The organism is Eggerthella guodeyinii, from assembly GCF_009834925.2.
In the GTDB taxonomy this organism is placed as follows: Bacteria; Actinomycetota; Coriobacteriia; order Coriobacteriales; family Eggerthellaceae; genus Eggerthella; species Eggerthella guodeyinii.
On sequence record NZ_CP063310.1, the window covers coordinates 496,547 to 515,881 of the forward strand.

General features: G+C 66.0%; 14 protein-coding genes. 7 read left to right on the forward strand and 7 right to left on the reverse strand.

Annotation, left to right across the window (positions count from 1 at the left end; all coding sequences use genetic code 11):
* Window positions 1-11 precede the first annotated feature (11 nt).
* Window positions 12-1,724, reverse strand: coding sequence for an FAD-dependent oxidoreductase (locus GS424_RS02030; RefSeq protein WP_160941981.1), 1,713 nt, complete (start codon window positions 1,722-1,724; stop codon window positions 12-14).
* A gap of 252 nt (window positions 1,725-1,976) precedes the next feature.
* On the opposite strand from GS424_RS02030, the gene GS424_RS02035 reads away from it, so the two are divergent.
* Window positions 1,977-3,461, forward strand: a complete 1,485-nt coding sequence (locus tag GS424_RS02035) for a helix-turn-helix transcriptional regulator (protein WP_160941980.1) — start codon at window positions 1,977-1,979, stop codon at window positions 3,459-3,461.
* A gap of 111 nt (window positions 3,462-3,572) precedes the next feature.
* Here the strand turns inward: GS424_RS02035 and GS424_RS02040 are convergent, their stop codons facing one another.
* Window positions 3,573-5,342, reverse strand: a complete 1,770-nt coding sequence (locus GS424_RS02040; protein WP_160941979.1) for an FAD-dependent oxidoreductase — start codon at window positions 5,340-5,342, stop codon at window positions 3,573-3,575.
* A 174-nt stretch (window positions 5,343-5,516) separates the two neighbouring features.
* Here GS424_RS02040 and GS424_RS02045 point away from each other — a divergent pair, with 174 nt between their 5' ends.
* From GS424_RS02045 to GS424_RS02055, 3 genes are all read left to right on the forward strand, one after another.
* Window positions 5,517-7,067 (forward strand): response regulator transcription factor, encoded by a 1,551-nt coding sequence (locus tag GS424_RS02045; RefSeq protein WP_160941978.1) that lies wholly within the window; start codon window positions 5,517-5,519, stop codon window positions 7,065-7,067.
* Window positions 7,057-9,351, forward strand: coding sequence for an N-6 DNA methylase (locus GS424_RS02050; RefSeq protein WP_160941977.1), 2,295 nt, complete (start codon window positions 7,057-7,059; stop codon window positions 9,349-9,351). Before GS424_RS02045 ends, GS424_RS02050 begins: the two co-directional genes overlap by 11 nt.
* A 181-nt stretch (window positions 9,352-9,532) precedes the next feature.
* Window positions 9,533-11,623 carry a glutamine synthetase III family protein gene (locus GS424_RS02055; RefSeq protein ID WP_160941976.1) on the forward strand — a complete coding sequence of 697 codons (2,091 nt, stop codon included), beginning with the start codon at window positions 9,533-9,535 and terminating at the stop codon, window positions 11,621-11,623.
* Between the two features lie 46 nt (window positions 11,624-11,669).
* On the opposite strand, the gene GS424_RS02060 is transcribed toward GS424_RS02055, so the two are convergent.
* Together GS424_RS02060 and GS424_RS02065 are read right to left on the reverse strand one after the other, a co-directional pair.
* Window positions 11,670-12,059: a DMT family transporter gene (locus tag GS424_RS02060; protein ID WP_160941975.1), complete on the reverse strand. Its 390-nt coding sequence runs from the start codon at window positions 12,057-12,059 to the stop codon at window positions 11,670-11,672.
* A 2-nt stretch (window positions 12,060-12,061) separates the two neighbouring features.
* Complete coding sequence (locus GS424_RS02065) at window positions 12,062-12,379, reverse strand: DMT family transporter (protein ID WP_154333448.1); 318 nt, start codon at window positions 12,377-12,379, stop codon at window positions 12,062-12,064.
* Window positions 12,380-12,481: 102 nt separating this feature from the next.
* Between GS424_RS02065 and GS424_RS02070 the strand changes: the two genes are divergently transcribed.
* Together GS424_RS02070 and GS424_RS02075 are read left to right on the forward strand one after the other, a co-directional pair.
* Window positions 12,482-13,330 carry a MerR family transcriptional regulator gene (locus GS424_RS02070; protein WP_160941974.1) on the forward strand — a complete coding sequence of 283 codons (849 nt, stop codon included), beginning with the start codon at window positions 12,482-12,484 and terminating at the stop codon, window positions 13,328-13,330.
* Between the two features lie 95 nt (window positions 13,331-13,425).
* Window positions 13,426-14,538: an ATP-binding protein gene (locus GS424_RS02075; RefSeq protein ID WP_160941973.1), complete on the forward strand. Its 1,113-nt coding sequence runs from the start codon at window positions 13,426-13,428 to the stop codon at window positions 14,536-14,538.
* A gap of 29 nt (window positions 14,539-14,567) precedes the next feature.
* Here GS424_RS02075 and GS424_RS02080 read toward each other — a convergent pair whose 3' ends face one another.
* From GS424_RS02080 to GS424_RS02090, 3 genes are all read right to left on the reverse strand, one after another.
* Entirely contained in the window at window positions 14,568-15,857 is a 1,290-nt protein-coding gene (locus GS424_RS02080; protein ID WP_244977640.1) for an MFS transporter, read from the reverse strand.
* Window positions 15,858-15,927: 70 nt separating this feature from the next.
* Window positions 15,928-17,235 (reverse strand): sensor histidine kinase, encoded by a 1,308-nt coding sequence (locus GS424_RS02085; protein WP_160941972.1) that lies wholly within the window; start codon window positions 17,233-17,235, stop codon window positions 15,928-15,930.
* Window positions 17,229-17,993, reverse strand: coding sequence for a response regulator transcription factor (locus GS424_RS02090; RefSeq protein WP_244977641.1), 765 nt, complete (start codon window positions 17,991-17,993; stop codon window positions 17,229-17,231). Before GS424_RS02090 ends, GS424_RS02085 begins: the two co-directional genes overlap by 7 nt.
* Before the next feature lie 291 nt (window positions 17,994-18,284).
* Between GS424_RS02090 and GS424_RS02095 the strand changes: the two genes are divergently transcribed.
* Window positions 18,285-19,238 (forward strand): polyphosphate polymerase domain-containing protein, encoded by a 954-nt coding sequence (locus GS424_RS02095; RefSeq protein WP_160941971.1) that lies wholly within the window; start codon window positions 18,285-18,287, stop codon window positions 19,236-19,238.
* The last annotated feature ends 97 nt before the right edge of the window (window positions 19,239-19,335 follow it).

Genomic DNA, 19,335 nt, shown 5'->3' on the forward strand with positions numbered 1-19,335 from the left:
GTGCGGCGAGGTTACGCCTTGCCGCCGAGCACCTTGCCCACGGTGTAGCCCATGAGGCAGTTGCGGGTGTGGCTCAGGCAGTTCAGGTTGTGCGGGTACGTGTTGAAGAACATGCCGCCCGACGTGAGGCCGATGGCGAACAGGCCGTCGATGGGCTGGCGATCCTTGTCCAGCACGCGGCACTCGGTGTCCACCAGCAGGCCGCCCGCCGTGCACAGGCCGTCGGCGAACTCCTTCGTGGCGTAGTAGGGCGGCGTGTCGATGGTCATCATCATCTCGCCGGGGAAGTTGAAGTCCTCGTCCTTGCCGGCGGCAGCCATCTCGTTCCAGCGCTCGATGGTGGCCGTGAATTGGTCCTCGGGCACCTCCATGAGCTTCGCCAGCTCCTCCAGCGTGTCGGCCTTGAGGGCCTTCTCGCTCATGGCGGCCGCGGTCCACACTTCCTTCGGGCCGTAGCACGACGAGCTGGGCGTCCAGATCTTGTCGATCTTCTCGCCGATGGCGCTGTCCACCACGTAGAAGTCGTACGTGCCCGGCTGCGCTTGGATGGCCAGTGCCAAGTGGCCGTACGGCTCGTACTCGGGCGTGAAGCGCTTGCCCAGCTTGTTCACGCGCAGATACGGCATGAGCTGCTCGGGGTCCAGCATGATGGCGTGCGGGAACTCGTCCTCGGCGGCGCCCACCGCCAGGCCCATCTGATGGCCGTCGCCCGTGTTGCCAAACGCGCCCGTCAGCCAGCTGCCCGGCACGCCGCGCGGGCGGCAGCGCTCCTTGAGCATCTGCTGGTTGAACTCGTAGCCGCCGGTTGCCAGCACCACGCCCTTCGCGCAGTTGTACTGCTCAAAGCCCTGGTCGCTCTGCACGATGACGCCCGTCACCTTGCCCGAGTCGTCGGTGACCAGCTGGCAGGCGGGGCAGCTGTAGCGGATCTCCACGCCGGCCTGCTCGAGGATGCCGGCGAGGATACCGGCCAGCTCGCCGGCGGGGTAGGGCAGGTTGAGCGACGTGTTCCACGAGCGCGACAGCGACGTGGGGTCCCATTCGTCGCGGAAGTCGGGGAAGTCGCCCGCGGCGAACGTCAGCGGGTAGTCGTCGAGGTTCTGGTTGTCGAAGTGGCTGATGTACCAGTCCACGGCTTCACCGTTTGACTCCAGCCAGTGGCGGTACAGCTCCATGTCGCCCTGGAAGGCACAATCCACCATGGCGTCGCTGATCCAGGCGTCGGTGTCGTAGGTCATGCCCCAGTGCTCGTGCAGCTTGGAGTTCGTGCCGCCGATGGTGGCGGAGTTGTAGTTGCCGGTGGTCTGCTTCTCCACGGCCACCGTCTTGAGGCCCTGCTCGGCGCAGGCCAGCGCCGCCGCGTCGCCGGCGGGGCCGAGGCCGCACACCACCACGTCCACGTCGTGCGTGGCCACGATGTCGCTTGCGGCGATGGGCTCGGCCACGAAGGCGATTTTGCCCTCGCCGGCGGCGCCCACCTCCACCTCTTCCACCACGGGCCACACGGCCTGGGCGGGGTCGGTGGTCTGCATGGCGCCCGCCGGAGCGCTGCCGGACGACGAGGCGCCGGATGCGGTTGCCGCGTTCGCGGCATCGCCTGCGGTGTTCTGCGGCGCGCAGCCGGCGAGCCCCGCGAAGGCGGCGAGGCCGGCCGTGGCGGCCGCTCCCGTCAGAAACGAGCGGCGGCTGAGGCGGTTGATCGTGTTCTTGTCAGGCTGGTTCATGAGGTCCTCCCTTGTTCGCTTGAAGCCGCGGCGGCGGCCGACGTGCTCGGCCTCGTGCCCCTTCGTGCCCCTCGGCGCGGCTTCCTTGCATCGCAGCATGGCAAACGGCGGGTCGAACCGCATCTGACGAAACGGTAGATTTTTGCGTTTTCCCAGGTGAGCGTCATTCGTTGTCGCGGCATGACGAGCGCGCATGCGGTAGGATACCCGTAAGCGACCTGATGGGCATGCGCGAGGTTGGGGAGGGGACGCATGATGCGCGCGAACAACGTGAGGGTGGTTTTAGGCTCGGCGCTGCTGTGGGCGTGGGGGTTTCTCTGCTTTCTCAGCCCGGCGCTGTTTCCCGAGCGCGGCGGCCTCGATGCGAGCATCGGCTTGGAGTACGGGTTCTTCGCGTCGCAGGCCTCGGTGCTGGTATGTGCCGGCATCGTGGTGCTCGCGTCGCGCTGGCGGCGCTTCATCGTGAAGCGCGGGGCCTTCTTCGTCGCGGCGCTACTGGTTGCGCTGACCACGCTCGTGCTGGCGTGGGCGGTGCGCGCGGATGCGCTGGCCGTGATCGTGGCCTGCGGGGCGATTGACGGCGGTGCCGTCATGCTGCTGGGCGTGGCGTGGGGCGCCCGCTACTCGCTGGGCTCTCGGCGCATGCGCTCGCTCGTGGTGCTGTCGTTCCTGGTGGCGTACCTGTTGTACCTCGTGGTGGCGCAGATTCCCGGTCCGGCGAGCATCGCGCTCGTCTGCGCGCTGCCCCTGGCGTCCTGGGCCCTGTGGCGCAGCGACGCGGCCATGCGCCACGAGCTGTCGTCGGAGGTGTTCCCCTCGCGCGCGGCGGCCGGGGAGGCCGCGACGCCCGGCGAGTTGATGGCCGGCTCGTGGGAGGCGCGCGTGCTTCCGTGGCGCGCCGTCAGCGTGCTGATCGCGGCCACGTTCATCGGCAACCTCATGGCGTCGGTGCTGATGGGGCGCTCGTATGCGGGAGTGGACAGCCTGTTCTTCGGCGGCATCGTGGTGTGCGCGAGCATCGCGACCATGGTGCTCGTGCCCCTGACCGCGCGCCGCGCGTCGTTTTCGGTTGACGGCGTGTACCGCATCACCGTCACGTTCACGGCGGTGGGGCTCGTGGCCATCATGGTGTTCGGGACGGCGGCCGTGCCCGTGGGCGGAGCGCTCGTGCAGGGCAGCGCGTTCTTCCTCCAGGTGCTCGTGTTCCTCGTCATCACCCAGAGCACGCAGGAGCTGGGGTTGTCGCCGCTGCTGTCGTTCAGCGTGGGGCAGGGGCTCATCTCGGGCGTGGTGTTCGCCGGCAACGTGGTGGGAAAGCAGGTGTACGCCCTGTTCGGCTCCGGCGATTTCGTCCTGGACGTGATGTGTGGCCTGGGGCTGCTGGCGCTGTTCTTCATGTTGGTGCGCCGCGCGGGCGAAGCGGAATCGGCGGGCGAGCGCTCCTCGGCCGACTCGTCGGCGCCCGTCGAGCCCTCGGGCGACCCGGGCGAGCCCGTGGCCGCCGACCCGGAGTCCGTCGTGCTCGAGCGCGCGGCGCGCTTCGCGCAGAGCCACGGCCTGACGAAGCGCGAGGCCGAGGTGCTGGGCTACCTGGCGCGCGGCCGGACGCTTCCCTACATCGCCGACGCCCTGTTCGTGACCACCGGCACGGTGAAGACCCACACCACCCACATCTACCGCAAGCTCGACGTGAACTCCCGCCAAGAGCTCCTCGACCACCTGGACGCGTTCGGGTAGGGGCCTTCTCAGGCGAATGCGCCGGAGCCGAGGGAGGGAGGATGGCTCCGGCGCATTCAGGGAAGAGCGCGGCCGGCGGGCGCGAGCGCGAACCGGCCGCCGGGAAATCGATTACGCTGCGGCGAGGTCCTTGCCCAGCAGGTAGGCGAAGGTGTTGCAGTTCATGCCCAGGTTGTGTCCGCAGATGGCGAAGTTGTAGCAGTTCGCGTAGCTGTCGCCCACCATGATGCCCAGGTTGTACAGGCCCTCGATCGGCTCGTTCTGCTCGTCGCACACCTGCATGTTCTCGTTGGTGCGCAAGCCGCCCGTCACGCAGAGGAAGTTGGCGGGGCTCATTTCGAGCTTGCAGCCGTAGAACGGCCCTTCCTTGATGGGTGCGAGGAGCGTCGCGCTTTTGTGGAAGTCGTCGTCGTACTTGGCTTCGCACAGCTCGTTGTAGCGATCGACCGACTTCTTCGCATTCTCGGGATCGAGTCCGTCGAGCTGCGCGATGACCTCCTCGATCGTGTCGCCCTTGACGAACGCCCCCTTCTCCACGTTGCTGTCCCACGAGGCGAGGTATTCCTCGGGCGTGGTCGCGTTCTTGCCCTCGTTCTCCACGATGGTGGTGCCGAACGTTTCCCACGTGTCGAACCAGTTCGCGTAGGCGGTATCCCAGATGCCGTAGCGCGTCATGTCGGGCTGCATCATCATGGCGTAGGTGCCGTAGGAGAAGATGACGTCTTCGTTCGAATAGCGCTCGCCCTTCTTGTTGAGCAGCAATCCCGAGAAATCGGCGATGGACTGGCGGTAGGGCATGGGGCCCACGGCGTCGATCATCGGCGCGTTCGGAAGCGTTTGCTGCCAGGCGGCACCAACCCACAGCCCCATCTTCTGGCCGTCGCCCGGGCCGAGGCCGCCGAACTGGAACATAGCGTCGTAATCTACCTCGTTGTACTGCAAAAGCGGTGCGACCCAGGAGCAGTACTTCGCCATCATGTCCTGGTTGGCGGAGAAGTCGCCCGTTGCCAGCACGATGGCCTTCTTGCCAACGTACTTCACGTAGTTGCCGTCGGGGTCCTTGGCGACGATGGCGGAAACGCGCCCGGTGTTGTCGTCTTCGCGGATGAGGTACTGGCCGATGGTGCTGTAGTGGATCTGGCCGCCCTGCTCCTTGATCTTCTCCTCGTACATGGCGATGACGAGGTTCTCGCCCGTGGCCGCGCCCGATTCCTTGCCGTCGGCCTGTTCCACCCAGTTATGAGAGCCGGGATGCGCAGTGAACACGCCCTCGGTGTCGGTGTAGCCGATCTCCATCGTGGTGGTGTAGCCCTTCGCTTCCATGAGATCGATGAGCCAGTTCATGGTGGACGCGCTGTTGTTGATCCACTTGTACCACTTCTTCTGGTCCACGCGATAGCCGTTGCGCGCCAGCTCCTGGCGGATGTAGCCGTCGATGGTGTCCTTCGTGTAATCGGTGATGCCCAGACGCTCGTGGAATTTCGTCCCGATGCCATGGTTGGAGCCGCCGCGCGCTACCGGCTGGGAGCTGGCGGCGAACAGGATCACGTCGGCGCCTTCTTCCGTTGCAGATGCTGCGCAGGCCAAACCCGAAACGCCTGCACCCACGACGATGATGTCGGCCTCGTAGGTTTGCGTGATCTCGCTGTCGGCCACGGGCTCGGGCGCGATCTCGAACGCCCAGGTTCCCTTGTTGATGGTTTCGGCGGTCAGCTGCCCTGCGGTGTCGGAGGCGGCCGATGCGCTTGAAGATGCGCCTCCGCTTGCGCCGCCCCCGTTCGCCGCGCAGCCCGCCAGCCCGAATGCGGCGGTGCCCGCTCCGGCAAGCATCGCGCCCTTGAGGAAGCTGCGGCGATCGAACGCCGTTCCCTTGGTGATCATACGGTCCTCCTTACCCCGAGCATGCGGTATTGCATGCTTGTTCAACGGTTCGCAGTGTACGAACACTCCGTCGGCAAACCTCACATGGCATGGGTGAATTTCGCCGTTTTCACCTAGGGGAGGGGGGTTGGGAGGGTATGGTGGCATCATGGGAAGAGCATCGGGGAGGGTGCCATGTTGAGGAAGATCTCGCGCGTGTTCGACGCGTACAGCGTCGGGTTCGCCATCTACCTGGTTTTGAGTTCCACGTCGGCATGGGGCCTGCTGCGCATCGCCTCCATGACGTCGCTTTCGTTCAGCGGCATGCACGGCGGCGAGACCGCGCGGTCGATCGGCTACATCGGCATTTTGCTGGTGTTTGGGCTGGGGTGCCTCTACTTTCCATCCCAGTGCAAGCGCGACACCACGTACCATTCCACGGTGTGCCTCGTGCTGGGGTATGCGGGCTTGTTCGCAACCGTGTTCGTGCAGAACGCGGCGTTGCAGAACCTCTCGGCGTTTCTCGTCGGGGCGGGGTCGTCGCTGTCGTTCGTCGTATGGCAACGCCTGTTTGCCGAGCAGGACGCGGACGTCGCGGCCCGTCGGATCATCGTCGGATCGGTGCTGTCGGCGGTGTTCTATCTTGCCGTGGCCTGTATCGCATGGTATTGGCTGTACGCGATCGTGGTGTTCTGCATCATCGCGCTCAACGCGCTGTTTTTACGGCGATGCCGCGGCGGCGTGTTCCAGCGGGTGCCTTCGGACATCGTAGTCGGGCAGAGCGGCGGCGCCACGCTCACGAATATCGTGTCCAGTACGTGGCGCTATATGCTGTGCATTGCCGCCATCGGGTACGTCGGCGGGGTTTCGCGCATGTTCGCCCAGCAAAGCGGGGGCGACTCGTCGGTTTTGAACGTGACGCTCGCCTTGGGCATGCTGGCGGCGGCCGGCGGCTTGGCCTTGGCTTGGGACAAGGTGCGCGGTCGCTTCTCGTTCCCGGCGGTGTACACCGCGGTGTTCCTCGCGGTGATGACCGGCTTCTTGTTCCTGCCGTTCTTCGATGCGGGCTACCGCATGCTGTTCGCGGGCGTGGCGAACGCGGCGTTTTCGCTCGTCTCGATCTTCATGATGGTGACCTGCATCAAGATAGCCCACTTGCGCCAGGTGGACCCGATCGCCGTGTTCGGCGTGTTCTCGAGCATCGTGTACGGCGGGGTGTTGATCGGCCGCGCCGTGGGCGATGCTCTGGGGCAGACGTACGACATATCGCAGATTCTCGTCATCGCGCTCATGTCCACCTATGTGCTCTCGTTTGCGGGGGTCGTGGTCAACACGCGGCGCAAGGGAAAGGTCGATCGGGCGTTCGATCCCATCGGCGGGACGGCGGATTCTGAGCCTGAAGGGAATGCGCCCTCCGACGAGGACGATGCGGCGGCACGCGCATCCGACGACCGTCCCGCGCCCCGTCCCCTCGTGCGCAACGTCATCGTGGCGCAGGATATGGTTCCCGTGTACAGCCGACTGCTGAAGAAGACCTACGGACTGTCCAATCGCGAGACCGACGTGCTCGAGCTGATCTTGCGCGGTCGCGATGTGGCACGCATGTCCGAAACGCTGTTCGTGTCGGAGAACACCGTGCGCTCGCACTGCAAGAACCTGTATCGGAAGCTCGACGTCCACAATCGTCAGCAGGTGTTCGATTTGGTTGAGGAGTTCAGGAAGAGAGAGGAATACGATGGCGATTGAGATGAAACGCTTGGAAGAGGTCGCGCGCATATTCGACGACCGTTGCGCGCCTGTGCGAGGAGCGCAACGCCTGCTGCGGAAGGGACCGTATCGCCTCTACGTCGAGACGGGCTTCGTTCCCTTCGACGAGTACGCTTTCGAGGGACGGTACCTCTTGCTGGGATCGGTGTGCAACGTGGAGGCTCCCGACGGATGCTTGCTGGTGACGGAGGCGCGTGGAAAGTTCTCGGCGACCGATCTGTACCACGTGATCGCGTGCGACGACGACGCCGACACCTCCTATCTGAGGCAGATGCTGTCGCGCATTCCGGCTGCCGCGCATGCGGACATGAGCGGACAGACCGTGCGTCTGACGGAGAACAGCCTGCGGCATATTCCCGTCCCGTGGCCCGAAACGGGCGTTCGCCGCGCGGTGGCGCGGTACCTGGAGGAGTGCGATGCGCGCTGCCGCGACCGCAGGGAGCGCGATCGGAGCCTGTTCGAGAAGGGGGTCGAAAGCTACCGCGAAGCCGCGGAGCGTTCGGCGCGGACGATTGAGCTGGGAGGCGCATGCGTGGTGCGCGAAGGCTCGCTCCTCCCGGTCGACAAACGCAGCGCGCAGGGCTCGTTGCCGGCCGTCTCGTCGCAGGGCGTCATGGCGCACACGGACGAGGAAGGGGTGCGCCAGCCGTGCATCGTCGTGGGACAGGCGGGGCAGTACCTCGTGGGGCGTCTGATGCCCGAGGGCGCGTACCCCTTGGCCAACACGGTGGCTTTGACGATGGATGCCTCCGCCCCGCTGACCGTGGAGGCGCTCGTGTTCGCGCTCGCTTCGGTGGGAATCCGGCCGCGGCTGCGCGTGTCCGATCGCGCGGTGGATGCGCTGGCGCTGCCGCTCGAGAGGCTTTCGATGTTGGAGATACCCCTGATCGGGGAAGACGAGCGGGATGCGCGGTACGCCGAGATGCTGGCGATCCTCAGCGAGGTCGAAGAGGGAGAACGCGCGGTGCGGGAGGCGCGCGCAGCCGCCGAAGCGCTGGTCGGCGGCTTGCTTGCCGGGAGGGACGAGGTGCTCGAGCGCTTTGTCGGGCCCTCTGCGCGCGAGCGGCTGGAAGCGCTCGTGCAGGACGTGCGGTCGGACCTCGCCCACGCTGCGGGCGCGGCGGTATCGCCGTTCGATGCGGCGTGGGAGCTGCTGCCGCTGCTGTTCGTGCGCCTGGTCGATGGCGGCGCGGCTTGGGCGCGCGTCGCCGCTGCCGAGGATGCGCTGGCGCAGGTGGACGAGGAGCTCGAACGTTTTGCGGCTCGGGACGAGGGGTTGTCGTTCCTGGGAGATCTCGCCTTGCGCACGTCGTCGCTGGACGCGTCGGCGCAGCGGCGTATGGTCGACCGGGTGGGCGATCTGCGCCTGGACGAAGAGGGCGGGGTGCTGCTTCGTTGGCTTGCTCTGGGACACGAGTCCGAGCCGGACGCTCCGTGCCCCGTTTCCGTCAGCGATCTCGTGGCTCGCATCGCGCTTGCGTTCAACCCTTCCGCCGCGCAAGCGTACGACCCGCACGTGGGCGCCGGCGACGCGCTGGCGGCGCTTCGGCGGCTTGCCCCCGCGGTGCGCTGCGTCGGACAAGTCGTCCGCTTCTCCGATGCGCTTGCAGCGAAGCTGGCCGCGCGCTGCGAAGGATGGTCCTTCGACGACGGCGCGCTGGCGGTGGGCTCCGCGTTGGCCGAGGACGCGCACGCGGGCGAGCTGGCCGATGCAGTGGTGTCGGTGCTGCCTCCCAACCAGGGGGAATGGACCGACCATGCGCCCGACCCCGGCGATGCGCGCTGGGTGTTCGGCGTTCCCCCGCGGAACAAGGCGAACCTCGCATGGGTGCAGCAGGCGTTTGCCCATCGGGCTCCGGGCGGCATCGCCGTGCTGGCAGCGAGCAATGCCGTGCTGCACGAATCGCGAGGTTGCGAACCCGCGGTGCGCGCTGCCCTGATCGGATCGGGATGCGTTCGCGCGGTCGTGTCGCTACCCGGGGGCCTGTTCGATGACGGGAGGGCTCCGCTCAGCATCATCGTCCTGGGAGATGAGCGTGCCACGACGTTCGAGACGCTGTTCGTCAATGCGCTGGAATGCGGCGTGCCGAGCGGGTCGGCGGCGGTGCGCGAGCTTCCGATCGATGCGCGCGATCGCATCGTTTCGACGATAGAGCGGTGGATTGCGACCGGCTCGTGCGCGCCCGTCTCCGGCTTCGCGCGCAGCGTGCCGGTGGACGAGGTTGCCGCGTTGGGCGATCTGACGCCCTGGTCGTACGTGTGAGCAAACGATCTTAATAGAATCGTCCTCGAAAACTGCTCGAAACATTTCGCCGTTAGTTTGATTACAGCAAGTTGATCACGTGGTTTGCCCGGTGGCCGTGCTATCGTATGCGGATGGCCCCTCCGCAGGCGCAGCGGACGGGCGCACCGCCTTGAAAGCAACGAGTAAGGAGCGCATCCTCATGGCGAAGGTTTCGGATATTTACGGCTCGATGGTGTTCAACGAGCACACGATGCAGGAGCGTCTGCCCTCCGCAACGTACAAGAGCCTGCTCAAAACCATCAAGGAAGGCGAACCGCTCGAAATCGAGGTGGCGAACGTCGTGGCGCATGCCATGAAGGAATGGGCCATCGAGAAGGGCGCCACGCACTTCACGCACTGGTTCCAGCCTCTGAGCGGCATCACGTCCGAGAAGCACGACAGCTTCCTCGATCCGGTCAGCGACGGCCGTGCCATCATGAGCTTCTCCGGAAAAGAGCTGATCCAGGGCGAACCCGATGCTTCCAGCTTCCCCTCCGGCGGCCTGCGCGCCACGTTCGAGGCCCGCGGCTACACGGCGTGGGACCCCACCAGCTACGCGTTCATCAAGGACGAGGTGCTGTGCATCCCCACCGCCTTCTGCTCCTACACCGGCGAAGCGCTCGACAAGAAGACGCCGCTCTTGCGCTCCATGAGCGCTATCGACGAGCAGGCCAACCGCGTGTTGGCGCTGTTCGGCGAGGCGTACGAACGCGTGGTGCCCACGGTGGGCTCCGAGCAGGAGTACTTCCTCATCTCCGAGAAGGACTACGCGAGGCGCCAGGACCTCATCATGACGGGCCGCACGCTGTTCGGCTACGCTCCCTGCAAGGGCCAGGAGCTGGAGGAGCACTACTTCGGCGCCATCCGCCCCTCGGTCAACGAGTTCATGAAGGAGCTCGACGACGAGCTGTGGGCGCTCGGCGTGTCGGCGCGCACGAAGCACAACGAGGTTGCCCCGGCGCAGCACGAGCTGGCGCCCATCTTCACGAACGCGAACCGCGCCATCGACGAGAACCTCCTCACCATGGAGAAGATGCGCCTGCTGGCGTCGCACTACGGCCTCGTGTGCCTGCAGCACGAGAAGCCGTTCGAAGGCATCAACGGCTCGGGCAAGCACAACAACTGGTCGCTGTCGAAGGGCCGGACGAACCTGCTGGAGCCCGGCGAGAGCCCCATGGACAACCTGCGCTTCCTCGTGTTCCTCACAGGCGTCATCCAAGCGGTGGACGACTACCAGGAGCTGCTGCGCATGTCGGTGGCCTCCGCGGGCAACGACCATCGCCTCGGTGCCGACGAGGCGCCGCCGGCCATCATCTCCATCTTCCTGGGCGACGAGCTCGATGCCATCGTGGACGCGCTCATCGACGATCACGAGTACACGAACGCCGAGAAGGTGGCCATGGACCTGGGCGTGGCCGTGCTGCCGAACTTCCTCAAGGACAACACCGACCGCAACCGCACCTCGCCGTTCGCGTTCACCGGCAACAAGTTCGAGTTCCGCATGCCGGGCTCGGCGGTGAACCTGTCCGATGCGAACATGATCCTGAACACGGCCATGGCGAAGAGCCTCAAGGACTTCGCCGACGCGATGGAGGGCAAGGCCGGCGAGGATTTCGAAGCCGCGGCCATCGCCTACATCCGCGACACGCTGTCGGCGCATCAGCGCATCATCTTCAACGGCAACGGCTACTCCGACGAGTGGACGCAGGAGGCTGCCCGCCGCGGCCTGGCGAACAAGGCCACCACGGCCGAGGCCCTGCCGTGCTTCGTGGAGCCCAAGAGCATCGCGCTGTTCGAGGAGTTCGGCGTGCTTTCCGAGACCGAGGTGCGCAGCCGCTACGAGGTGAAGCTGGAGAAGTACACGAAGCTGCTGAACATCGAGGCGCGCACGATGAAGCGCATGGTGCGCCGCGCGTACCTGCCCGCTATCAACGCCTACGCCGCCGAGGTGGCCGGCAACATCAACGCCATCCGCTCTGCGGCCGCCGGCGCCGACACCGATCAGCAGGAGGCGCTGCTGCACAAGCTGCTGTCGGGCATCAAGGAGATCGACGTGCAGCTGCGCGCGCTCGACGAGGCCCATCACGCGGCGCTCGCCATCGAGTGCCAGCAGGAACGCGCGAACAAGTACGCGGACGAGATCCTGCCCATCATGGACAAGCTGCGCGTCGCCGTGGACGAGATGGAGATCATCGTGGACCGCGACCGCTGGCCCGTTCCCACGTACAACGACATGCTGTTCTACGTGTAAGCTCTGCCCGACGCCGCGCCCATCCCTTTGGTGGGCGCGGCGCGCGTCAGTTGGAGAACGATCGACCTTCTTCCACCTGCGATTGCATCTCCCGCGCGTCCTCCAGCTCTTGCGTGCCCTGGTTCAGCAGCACCACGCCGCCCACGACGAGCGCGATGCCCACGCACGTGATCCAGTTGAAGGGGTCGCCCCAGGCGATGATGCCGATGGCGGCCGTCAGCACCGTGCCCACGCCGCCCCAGATGCCGTACACGAGGCCCAGCGGCAAATGCTTCAGCGTGAACGTGAGCAGGGTGAACGACACGAGGTAGCCCATGAGGGTCAGCACCGTGAACAGCGGAACGGTGAACCCAACCGAGAGCTTCATCATCGTGGTGCCGAACACCTCGAGGACGATGGACACGCTCAACAGCGCATACGGATGAATGCGACCCATGATTACACTCCCATCTTCAAAACGACCACGCCGGCGATGATGGCCACGAGGCCCACGGCCTTCTTCGCGTTGAAGCCCTCGTGCCAGAACGCGGTGCCCACCACGGCGGTCAGCGCGATGCCGAGGCCGGTCCATACCGCGTAGGCGAAACCGAGCGGCAGCTGTTCCAGCGTTTGCGCGATCAGGTAAAACGCGACGATGTATCCGACGACGATGCCGATGATGGGCAGCTTCCGCGTGAAACCGTTCGACAGCTTCATCATGGAGTCGGCGAACACCTCGAAGATGACGGCGATGCCGAGCAGCACGTAGGGTGACATGATTCCTCCTGTTCGCTTGACCCTGATTGATCAAGTTCTGATATCCTAAAGTATCCCCTAAGGGACGAGTCAATCGCCATGTGCAGAATGTGGAGGAGCGCCATGAGAAACGACCTGCTGTCCATCGGCGAGGTTGCCCACCTCAAGGGCGTGGGCGTGAAGGCGCTGCGCTACTACGAGCGCATCGGCATCCTGCGCCCCGCGTACGTGAACCCCGATACCGGCTACCGCTACTACGCGCTGCGCCAGATGAACGAGCTCGACGTGATCGTGTCGTGCGTGCAGCTGGGCGTGCCGCTCAAAGAGCTGGCCGACTACGTGTCCGAGCGCGGCGTGATGGATATATCGTCCCTGTTGGAGCGCGCGCACGCCCTGGCGAAGGAGAAGCTGCGCGCCACGCAGGCCATACTCATGGAGTTGGACGGCTACCGCTCGGAGATCGCCGTGCAGGATGCGCTGCGCACGTCGGCGGCCCCGTACGAGCGCGCGCTGGGGGAGCGCACGTTTCTGGCGATGCCCTGGTCGCGTCCCGCGTTCGATGCGAAGCGCTACACGAAGGCGATGTCCGAGCTGTACGGCGAAACGAAGCGCGCCGGCATCGCGCCGCTGTTCCTGCAGGGCATGATCTGCCTGCCGGGCGAAGGCGCGAGCGAGAGCGCTGCGGTGGGGGCGGGGACGTCCTGGTACGTCGCGCTCGAAGTGCGAGCGCTGCCGGGGGAGCGGCTGGTCGCGCCGCCGCAGGAGCGCGGCATGTGCCTGCTCGATCTGCCCGGCGGCACGTTTCGCGGCCGGCGCGTCGAGCGCGAAACGTTCGAGCTGTGCTATCGCGAGGTCTTCGAGGAGGCGCAGGCCGCGTCCGGCACCGACGCCCCTGAAACCTTGCTGGCGTTCGAAGTTTGGGACGCCGAGCTCCGCACCGACCGCACCATCGTCGAGGTCCTGAGGGGATAAGCGACGTTGTAGCGTTTTCAAGTCTTTCTTTGTGCATAAAAATGAAAGAAAATGAAAAGAAGTGAAAGAATACAAACGAAATGAAAGGGGAGCCGATGCCGCCGATCTCAGTAAGGAACCCCTTTACCCCCAGCTTCGGCCAGATTCCCTTGCACATGGCCGGTCGCGATCTCGTGATCGACGACGTGGTGCGTGCTTTCGAAACCGGAATCGGAGATCCTAACATATCAACGATACTCATCGGTGCGCGCGGGTCGGGCAAGACGGCGTTGATGTCGCTGTTGGCCCACGAGGCGCAAGGTATCGGCTGGCTTTCGGTCAACGTTTCCGCATTGCCCGGAATGCTCGAAGACATCGCGCAACAAACCAAAGTCGCAGCATCCGGCTTCGTTTCCTCGTCCCCGAATGCGAAGATCAAAAGCGTTGGGATTCCCCAGATACTCGATATCGAATGGGAGCACAAGACGCCTGATGAGCCGAATTGGCGTATACGCATGACGGAAATCCTCGAAAAGCTGAATGCACTCGACGTGGGCTTGCTCATCACCGTCGACGAAGCTCGGGCGGGACTCGACGAGTTGGTTCAGCTCGTATCGGTTTACCAGCATTTCGTGAGGGAAGAGCGCAAGGTGGCTTTGCTGCTTGCAGGGTTGCCCGGCGAGGTGTCTTCCCTGCTTCAGGATCGGTCGGTCTCCTTTTTCAGGAGGGCCTGTCAGCATCATCTCGGCCGTATCGACGATTACGAAGTGGCGCGCGCCATGCGACGTACGATAGAAGACTCCGGGAAGTCGATCGACGCACCTGCGCTCGATAACGCGGTGGTTGCGGTGGGCGGGTTTCCGTTCATGATGCAGCTTGTGGGCTATCGCGCCTGGCAGGAAGCTGGTTCGAAGGACGTGATCGGCGAAGCGGACGTCGAACGCGGTGTGCGGGCTGCCTGGCATGACATGCGGGCGCGGGTGCTGGATGCAACGCTTAACGAGCTGTCGGACGGCGACGTGCGCTTTCTTGCGGCAATGCTTGATGATGACGATGTGAGCCGGCTTGCGGATGTTGCGCAGCGTATGGGAGTGAGCGGCAACTATGCTGCTCAGTACCGAAAGCGGCTCATCGAGCGCGGCGTGATCGGCTCTCGCGGTAGAGGCAGGATTGCTTTTGAGCTTCCTGGCCTGAAAGACTACCTCAAAGAGCAGCTGGTAGATTTCTAGGACAAGGGAGGCGTGGCTGGTCAGCCAGCCTACCCCTCGTCGTAGGCGGGTTCGGCTTCGCTCTCGGCGCTGGGGGAAGCGGGGCGCGTCGCGTCGACGTCTTTGATGCCCTTGAGCGGGATGCGGGAGCGCAGGAGCGCCACCCAGCCGACGAGGGCGACGGCCATCGAGCCCACGATGATCGCGCCGACGCCCACCACGTAGTTCGGCCACGGCAGCACGGCCACCAGCATCCCCAAGCACCCGATGGCGGTGTGCGTGAAGTTGATGAGCGACGATGCGGCGCCGGTGTCGCCCTCCTGCTGCGACAGCAGGATGTTCGTGCTGTAGGGGCGAACGGCGGCTTCCGTCAGCGCGAATACGAGGAACGCGATGCAGAACAGCGTCGGGCCTAGCTCGCCCACGGCCAGCATGGCCGCGCCGGATGCCAGCGCAACTCCCAGCAGGATGCTCGTGAAGCGGCTTGCCGACATGAAGCGCGAAGCCGCCAGCCAGATGAACGGGCCCGCCGCCGTCAGCAGCGCGGCGAACGCGAAGTACATGCTGTACTCCAGCTCGGTCAGCCCGAAGAAGGTGATGTACACGTACGACCCCACGGCGATGTACGCCATGAACGGCAGGTTGTACAGCCCGACGATGCCGAGGAACGCCGAGAACCCCTTGTTGCGCGCCACCACGCCCAGCTGCCTCACGCTGCCCAGCACGGTGCCCTCGTAACGCTTCTCGGCAGGCAGCGTCTCGTCGAACAGCAGGGCCAGCGCGGCGCAGAGCAGCCCGATGCCCGCAAGCACCCAGAACGTCATGCGCCAGTCGGCGACTTGCAGGATGAGCGCGCCCGCCACGGGCGCCAGCACGGGCCCTACCACGAACATCACCTGCACCACGGACAGCAGCGCCTCGCGCCGCTCGGGAACGACGGCGTCCTTCACCACCGCCGTGGACACCGCGCTCACCGCACCGGCGCCGAGGGCTTGCAGAATGCGCATGGCGATGAGCATGACGATGTCGACCGACAGCGCGCACAACGCGCTGGCCAGCGCATATGTGAAGATGCCGGCAAGCAGCACGGGCTTGCGGCCGTAGCGGTCGCTCGTGGGGCCGAACGCCAGCAGGCCCACGGCGAAGAACAGGAAGTACCCCACGAGCGTGAGGTTCACCATGCTCTCCGACGTGTTGAAATGCTCGGTCATGTGCGGGACGGCCGGCGTGTACATGTCCAGCGACAGGGGAGTGACGAGCGACGTGATGACCAGCAGTACGATAAGCCCCAGCGGTCCCAACCGCCGTTGCGGTTGCGCCAGCCACGAGTGTAGTGCCATGTGCGAGATCTCCTTGCGAAGCAAATGCGTTCAGGTTGAGCTTCCAGTATAGAAGACTTCGCGCGCGCCGTCAGGTGGACAAGGTGGGCAGCGTGAGGGTGAACGTCGTGCCGTGGGTTTCGTCGCTGGCTGCGGCGAGGGTGCCGCCGTGCTCCTCGGCGATGGCGTGCGCGATGGCCAGCCCCAGGCCGTAGCCGCTGTCGTCGCGCGTGCGCGCCTTGTCGGCGCGGTAGAAGCGGTCGAACACGTGGGGGAGGTCCTCGGGCGCGATGGCGAAGCCGGTGTTGTGCACCGACAGCTCGATGCGGCGCACGCTTTGGCGCAGCACGACGCGTACGCTGCCGCCGTCGTCGGCGTACTTGCACGCGTTGTCCAGCAGCGTGCCCACCAGCTTGCGCAGCCGCATCGCGTTGCCGCGCACCGGCACGCTCTCGTCGAGGCTCGATTGCAGGTCGACGGAGCGCTCGAACGCCACGGACTCGAACTGCAGCAGCTCGCCTTCCACGAGGTCGGTGAGGTCGAGCCGATCCATCGCCGGCTTCGCAGCGCCTTCGTCAACCTGCGCGAGCAGCAGCAGGTCGCCCACGAGGCCCTGCATCTGCTCCGCTTCGTGCTGGGTGCTCTCGATCCACTGGCTTTGGCTGGCGATGCTGCGCTCGGGGTGTTCCAGCAGGATGGACGTGTTCGCGAGGATCACGGTGAGGGGCGTTTTCAGATCGTGCGACGCGTCGGCCACGAACTGGCGCTGCTGATGCCACGCGCGGTCGACGGGGCGCAGCGCCCACCGCGAGAAGAACATGCTGACCACGAAGAACGCCGCCAACGCCGCCACGCCCACGCCCGCCAGCGTGAGGGCCAGGGTCTGCCAGCCGCTGGCGGCGCTCATGTCCACGAACGCGAGGTACGTGGTGCCTCCCACGACGCGCTTCTCGTAGAACAGCCCCAGGCCGTCTAGGTTGCCGGTGCCGTCGGGTTGGTCGGCCAGCGCTTCTGCGGCCTGCGTCCGCACGTCGTCGGCGATGGAGGCCGTCGTGCGCGTGGGGACGGCGGTCAGCGCGCCGTCGTCGCCCACCGAGAACACGGCCACGGGGATGGTGGGGTCCGATCCGCCGCGCTTGCCGCCGATCTCGGGCGGCGTGGAGCCTTCGCGGTCGGCGTCGGCCGGGGCCTGCTCGCCGCCGCTGCCAGGCTGGCCGCCGTCGAGCGGGCCGGCGGACGCGTCGCCCACGTGGGCGACGGCGCTGTCGAGCGTCTCGTGCACGCGCGCGACGCTCTGCTGGTAGTTGATGACGCAGATGGCGGTGAACACCACGGCCAGCACCACGGCCACGGTGGCCATGTTGAGCGCGATGAACTTGATGCGCAGCTGCTTCAGCATGAGGCGCCCGTGCTTTCCGAGGAGCCGGGAGCTTTGACGGCGGCGTCCTCGCCCGCGTCGGTCTCGCCGTCTTCGCTCGCGTCGGCGGCGTCCGCGACGAAGCGGTAGCCCGCGCGCCGCAGCGTTTCGATGCGCGCCGTGGACCCGAGGAACTTCATCTTCTTGCGCAGGAACGACACGTACGCCTCCACGTTGTTGTCCTCGGCGCTCGATTCCACACCCCACACCTTCGCGATGAGCATGTCCTTCGACACCACCTGCCCGGCATTCGCCATGAGCACCTTCGCCAGGGAGAACTCCTTGTAGCTGAGGTGGATGGACTTCCCGCCGCACGACAGGTCGTAGCTTTCCAGGTTCAGCACGAGGTCGCCGGCGGCCAGCTTCTCGAACAGCACCTCGCCCTGGCGGCGCGTGAGCGCGCGCAGGTGGGCCAGCAGCTCGGCGGGCGCGAAGGGCTTGGTCATGTAGTCGTCGGCGCCGCTGTCGAGGCCGGTGATCTTGTCGGGCACGGCGTCGCGCGCGGTGAGCAGCAGCACCGGCACGCTGATGTTCTTGCGGCGCAGCTGGGCCACCACGGCGAACCCGTCCATCTTCGGCAGCATCACGTCGAGGATGATCACGTCGTAGGTGCCGCATTCCGCGTAAGCGAGGCCGGAGGCGCCGTCGTGGACGACGTCCGTCTGGTAGCCGTTCTCGGCCAGTATGTGCGCGAGCGCCTGCGCCAGGCGCACGTCGTCTTCAACGATGAGGACCTGCATGCCGACCTGCTTTCCTTCGAGTGCTTCGCTCTCCATTGTAGCGGCAACCCTGAAAAGCGTCTGAAAGAAACGCGTCGAATCCCCTCCGGGGGAGGCGAATCCCCTCCGGGGGAGGCGATCCCCTCTGGGGGAGGCGAATCCCCTCCGGGGGAGGCGATCCCCTCTGGGGGAGGCGAATCCCCTCCGGGGGGTTGACGTTCCTGTGCGGTTGCCTGCGGGCGGCGGGCCTTTCAGGGAACTTTCAGGCTGCGCGACTAGGATGCGGTGTCTGATGGAAAGGACCGGTATCCCATGACAACGTTCACCGACGTATTCGAACGCAAGGAAGTGAAGTATCGCCTGGACGCGCGGCAGCACCGCGCGATGACGGCCGCGCTGCGCGGTCGCATGGCGCCCGACGCGTTCGGCCGGACGCGCATCGTCAGCCGCTACCTCGACACGCCCGAGCGGGCCCTCATCGAGCGGTCGCTGGACAAGCCGCTGTACAAGGAGAAGCTGCGCCTGCGCGGGTACGGCGCGCCTCAGACCGACGACCGCGTGTTCGTCGAGATCAAGAAGAAGTACGAGGGCATCGTGTACAAGCGCCGGGTGGGGTGCTCGCTGGCCGCCGCGTGCGCCTACCTGAACGGAACGCCGTACGAGGAGGCCTGCGCGCGCTTCCCGCTGCCCGATGCGGTGATGGCCGCCGAGTCGCTGTCGCCGCGCAGCGTGCAGATCGCCCGGGAGATCGACGAGTTCGCGGCGCGTCACCGACCGCTGCGGCCCTCCATGCTCATCACCTGCGAGCGCACGGCGTACGCGTCGCTCGCGTGCTGCAACGGGGCTGCGAGTGCGGGCAACTCCGCGCCCGCCACACCCGACGCGCCCGCCGACGTGCCGGACGACCTGCGCATCACCTTCGACGCCGACATCGCCTACCGCGACCTGTTCGCGGCGCGCCCCGACGCCGCGCACGCGCTGCTGAGCGCCGGCGACGCCGTGATGGAGATCAAGTCGTCGGGCCCGTTCCCGCTGTGGCTCGTCCGCGCCCTCGACGCGTGCGAGGCGTACCCGTCGTCGTTCTCGAAGTACGGGGAAGCCTACCGGGCCTGCACGGCCGCCGCGCGTCGGAGCGCGACGGAGCTCTCGACGGCGCGCGCGTCCCAGGCGGCCGCCGAGCAGAAGGCCGAGCGGTTCGCCGCCGCGCTGCGCAGCAGCCGCCCGCGCCACTTCCGCGCCCCGTCCCACACGCCCACCCGTTGCTGAGGCGCTGTGGACACGGAAATCGGCTCGAAGTAAGCAATTTTTTCGTTTTGCGAACGTTTTCCGCTCTGAAACGGCTTCGTACCTCAAGTCGCTTCAC